Origin of the sequence: Fulvivirga aurantia (assembly GCF_009711475.1) — a bacterium.
GTDB lineage: Bacteria > Bacteroidota > Bacteroidia > Cytophagales > Cyclobacteriaceae > Fulvivirga > Fulvivirga aurantia.
Window position 1 is genome coordinate 1 of sequence record NZ_SMMD01000508.1, and the last position, 3,434, is coordinate 3,434.

Genomic DNA, 3,434 nt, shown 5'->3' on the forward strand with positions numbered 1-3,434 from the left:
CCGTTGTCTTCACTTTTTTCTGCTGGCAATACTGGTAAAAATTGCTCCACTCTTAAGATTTGAGTAGCAACATTTTTGAACTCGTTATATACGATTTCTACTTTATCATATTCCCCCTTTACAAACTGATCCATCGCAAATTCTGCAACTTCATTGCTTTTCTCAAAATCAACAGGAGAGAACATGTTCCAGTAATCACTGATTACACTGTAGTCTCTTTTAGTAAAGTAATCTAAGGCCTTTTTACCTACCGGAAGAATATCAACTTTACCGTTATTAAACTGGCTTTGATACTTTTCTTTTATGGTTCTATTGGCTGTCTTAAAAACATTACTATTAAATGCTCCACAAAGACCCTTGTCAGAAGTAACTACGATAAGCAAGACCTTATTTACAGCTCTTACTTCTGAGTAATCTCCACCTTCACCATTATCTGATTGTCCAGATAGATTTTGTAACATACCAGCTAATTTTTGAGCATAAGGTCTCATTTGAGTAATGTTATCCTGTGCTCTTCTTAACTTGGCAGCCGCCACCATTTTCATGGCTTTGGTGATTTGTTGTGTCGAAGTTACCGACTGAATTCTACTTTTTACTTCTTTTAAATTCGCCATTACGGTTTGTCGAATTAGTATATAAAGTTGACTGGCCTAAACTGCCAGTCAACGATTAAGTTTAATTTTAAACGTACTCCTTTGCAAGATCTGTAGCAACAGAGGCCAAAGTAGCAGTAACGCTATCTTCTAATTTTCCAGCACCCAAAGTCTTAAGTGCATCCTCATGCTTAGATCTTAATATATCTAAGAAGTTTTGCTCAAATTCTTTTACCTTATTCAAAGGCACTTTATCTAAGTATCCTTTAGTAGATACGTAAATTATGGCTACTTGCTCTGCAACTGGTACCGGAGCATACTGAGCTTGCTTAAGCATTTCTAAGTTTCTCTTACCTCTCTCGATAGTAAGCTTAGTAGCAGCATCAAGGTCAGAACCGAACTTAGCAAAAGCTTCTAGTTCTCTAAACTGAGCCTGATCAAGCTTAAGTGTACCAGCCACTTTCTTCATAGACTTAATCTGTGCAGAACCACCAACTCGTGATACTGAGATACCTACGTTAATCGCTGGTCTGATACCCGCGTTAAATAGGTTTGTTTCTAAGAATATCTGACCGTCAGTAATCGAAATTACGTTTGTAGGGATATAAGCAGAAACGTCAGATGCTTGCGTCTCAATAATTGGAAGTGCTGTCAATGAACCACCACCTTTTACTTTACCTTGTAGAGAGGCAGGTAAGTCGTTCATGTCCTTCGCGATATCATCATTATCGTTAAGCTTTGCAGCTCTCTCAAGTAATCTTGAGTGAAGGTAGAAAACGTCACCAGGATATGCTTCACGTCCCGGAGGTCTTCTAAGAAGTAGAGAAACCTCTCTGTAAGCTACTGCTTGTTTAGACAAGTCATCATAAACAACCAATGCAGGCTTACCAGTATCTCTAAAGAATTCACCGATGGCAGCACCTGTAAATGGAGCGAAGAACTGCATAGGCGCTGGATCAGCAGCAGAAGCAGATACAATCACTGTGTATTCCATTGCACCAGCTTTTTCCAAAGCTGAAACGATTCCAGCAACAGTAGAAGCTTTTTGACCTACTGCTACATATATACAGAATACAGGTTCGCCTTTTTCGTAGAATTCTTTCTGGTTGATGATCGTGTCAATCGCAACAGCTGTTTTACCAGTTTGTCTGTCACCAATGATAAGCTCACGCTGACCTCTACCGATAGGAATCATTGAGTCAATAGCCTTGATACCTGTCTGAAGTGGCTCAGCAACCGGCTGTCTGTAAATTACACCAGGAGCTTTTCTTTCAAGAGGCATCTCGAATAACTCTCCCTCGATAGGTCCTTTACCATCGATCGGATTACCCAAAGTATCAACAACTCTACCTAGTAGACCGTGACCGGCCTTGATAGAAGCAATTGTTTTAGTTCTTTTTACTGTGTCTCCTTCTTTGATCTCCTGAGAGTCACCAAGAAGTACGGCTCCTACATTGTCTTCTTCAAGGTTAAGTACGAGTGCCTTAAGTCCGTTTTCAAACTCAAGTAACTCACCTGATTGAGCCTTTGATAAACCGTAGATACGAGCAACACCGTCACCCACCTCTAATACGGTACCTACTTCTTCAAGTTCGGCTTCCGTTTTAGCACCTGAGAGCTGCTCTCTTAATATTGCTGAAACTTCGTCTGGTCTTACGTCTGCCATTATTTTATCGCTTATGTTTTAAAATTCTTTAATGTAAGGATTTTGACTAAACTTTAGCTCAAGTGCTTTGAGCTTACTTTTTAGTGAATCATCTATTTGTCGGTCACCAACTTTTAATATAAAGCCTCCGATAAGTTCTTTATCTACTGACTCCACCAACTCAACTTTTTTCTTAGAAGAAATTTTAAGAACAACCTCTTCAAGTGATTTTTTAAGCTCTGGAGAAAGTGGTACAGCTGTAGTAACCTTTGCTTCTTCTATACCTTGTTGTACCTTATACTGGTTTTGAAACTCTCTAGCTATCCCAGGGAGTATAGACTCTCTGTTCTTCTTAGTAATTATATCAAATATTGCTAAAGTAAGCTCGTGAGCATTTCCTTCGAAAACCTTCTTAAGGATCATGTTCTTTTTGTCATGCTTAATGATCGGATTCTTAAGCATTAAAACAAACTCTCTACTCTCAGCACACAACTTACTAAACTGTTGCATGTCTTCAAGCACAGGCTCCAGAACTCCCTTTTCATCGGCAAGCTCTAAAAGAGATTTAGCATATCTTGAAGCTACTCTGTATTCTGACATTTTAGTTTAGGTTAATGTCCTTAACGAATTCTTCTATAAGCTCTTTCTGAGCTTTTTCGTCATCAAGTTTTTTTCTAAGTAGTTTTTCTGTGATCTGAAGAGATAACTCTGCCACTTGTGTTTTTACTTCAGCAAGAGCAGCCTGCTTTTCTGTATTGATTGCCTGACGAGCATCGTCAATCATTTTTGCAGTTTGTTTACCGGCATCTTCTTCAGCGTCAGCCTTAATAGATGCAGCTACTTCTCTGGCATCTTTCAATATTTTCTCTCTCTCCTGTCTGGCTTCATCCAAAAGCTTTTCATTTTCAGCTTTAAGTTGAGCCATCTCCTCTTTTGCCTTCTCAGCAGAATCTAAAGCATCCTGGATAGATTCTTCTCTGATTTTTAAAGATTGTAATATTGGCTTCCAGGCGAATTTTGCTAGTAATAAAAGAAGAACTAGAAAAATGATTGCCTGCATAAAAAACAAGCCTGGCGAAAAGTCATTAAGCAACTGATCCATTATATATAATTTTGTTTTTTGTTTAGTTCAATTTCAAAACACATCTTGCGCCTATCGCTAACAAGATGTGTTTGATGGTAATTACATTATTTAC

4 protein-coding genes are annotated in these 3,434 nt (G+C 38.6%); all 4 read right to left on the bottom strand.

Translation table 11 applies throughout. The features are described 5' to 3' along the window. The coding region (gene atpG, locus E1176_RS03760) for an ATP synthase F1 subunit gamma (protein ID WP_155209235.1) at positions 1 to 614 on the bottom strand (614 nt) is incomplete at its 3' end. A 67-nt stretch (positions 615 to 681) separates the two neighbouring features. Beyond that, positions 682 to 2,259: a F0F1 ATP synthase subunit alpha gene (gene atpA, locus E1176_RS03765; protein ID WP_155209236.1), complete on the bottom strand. Its 1,578-nt coding sequence runs from the start codon at positions 2,257 to 2,259 to the stop codon at positions 682 to 684. A gap of 18 nt (positions 2,260 to 2,277) precedes the next feature. Beyond that, a complete protein-coding gene (atpH, locus tag E1176_RS03770; protein WP_155209237.1) occupies positions 2,278 to 2,838 on the bottom strand; it encodes an ATP synthase F1 subunit delta in 561 nt (186 codons plus the stop codon). 1 nt (position 2,839) lies between these two features. Continuing rightward, the gene (locus E1176_RS03775) at positions 2,840 to 3,340 is read right to left on the bottom strand and encodes a F0F1 ATP synthase subunit B (RefSeq protein WP_155209238.1); all 501 of its coding nucleotides are present in this window, start codon (positions 3,338 to 3,340) and stop codon (positions 2,840 to 2,842) included. Positions 3,341 to 3,434 lie beyond the last annotated feature (94 nt).